General features: G+C 65.5%; 1 protein-coding gene and 1 pseudogene. Both read left to right on the top strand.

Annotation, left to right across the window (positions count from 1 at the left end; all coding sequences use genetic code 11):
- Window positions 1-335 (top strand): annotated as a pseudogene (locus AC097L_RS25285) (DNA repair protein RecN); the annotation flags it as partial.
- A partial coding sequence (gene rapZ, locus AC097L_RS25280; protein WP_479589459.1) for an RNase adapter RapZ occupies window positions 332-1185 on the top strand: 854 nt, incomplete at its 3' end. The pseudogene AC097L_RS25285 and the gene rapZ, both read left to right, overlap by 4 nt.

Raw genomic sequence — 1185 nt, 5'->3', positions numbered from 1 at the left:
CGGTGACCACCAGCGAGCTGGGCACGGCGCAAACCCTGATCTTTGACGAGGTGGATTCCGGCGTGGGCGGTGCCGTGGCCGAAACCGTGGGCCGCCTGATGAAGCAGCTGGGCCGCGACCGCCAGGTGCTGGCCGTCACCCACCTGCCGCAGGTGGCAGCCTGCGCAGACCACCACCTGGTGGTGGCCAAGCAGCGCGACGGCAAAAGCACGGTCAGCAGCGTGGCCTTGGTGCTGGGTGAACAACGCGTGGCCGAGGTTGCGCGCATGCTTGGGGGCGAAAAACTATCTGGCACCACGCTGGCCCATGCCAAAGAAATGCTAGGCGAACTATGAAACTTGAAATCGTTTTGATCACCGGCATGTCCGGCTCCGGCAAATCTGTCGCGCTGCACGCACTGGAAGACGCGGGCTACTACTGCGTGGACAACCTGCCGCCCGAGCTGCTGCTGAACTTTGTGAAGCTGGAGCAGACCCAGGGCCCGCACAAGGTGGCCATTGCCATGGACGTGCGCAGCGCCACCGCCCTGCCCCTGGTGCCGCAGCACCTGGAGACGCTGCGCAAGCAGGGGGTGCACATCAAGTCGCTGTTTCTCGACTCGGCCACCGACACCCTGGTGCGGCGCTACTCCGAGACGCGGCGCAAGCACCCGCTGTCGCGCTCCGAGCGCACCGACCAGCAGCACGCCCTGGTCGAAGCCATCGAACTGGAGCGCGAGCTGCTGGCCGACCTGCGCGAAAAAGCCCATGTGATGGACACCAGCTTTATCCGCGCCTCGCAGTTGCAGGGCTACATCAAGTCGCTGATCGCCGCCCCCGAAGCGCAACTGACGCTGGTGTTCGAGTCCTTTGCCTTCAAGCGCGGCATTCCGGTGGATGCCGACTTTGTTTTCGACGTGCGCATGCTGCCCAACCCGCACTACGAGGCCGATCTGCGCCCCCTGACCGGGCGCGACGACCCGGTGGCGGCGTTTTTACGCCAAAGCCCCGACGTGGCGCAGATGTTCAACGACATCGAGAAGTTTCTGACCCACTGGCTGGAGCCCCTGGCCCGCGACCACCGCAGCTACGTGACCGTCGGCATAGGCTGCACCGGCGGGCAGCACCGCTCGGTCTACCTGGTGGAGCAACTGGCAGCCGCCTTCGCCAAGCGCTGGGTCACGCTGAAGCGGCACCGCGAACTGGA

Source organism: Rhodoferax sp. RT5P35 (genome assembly GCF_056521385.1).
Note: the sequence above shows the minus strand (reverse complement) of the source record. Positions and strands in the feature narration are given on the sequence as shown.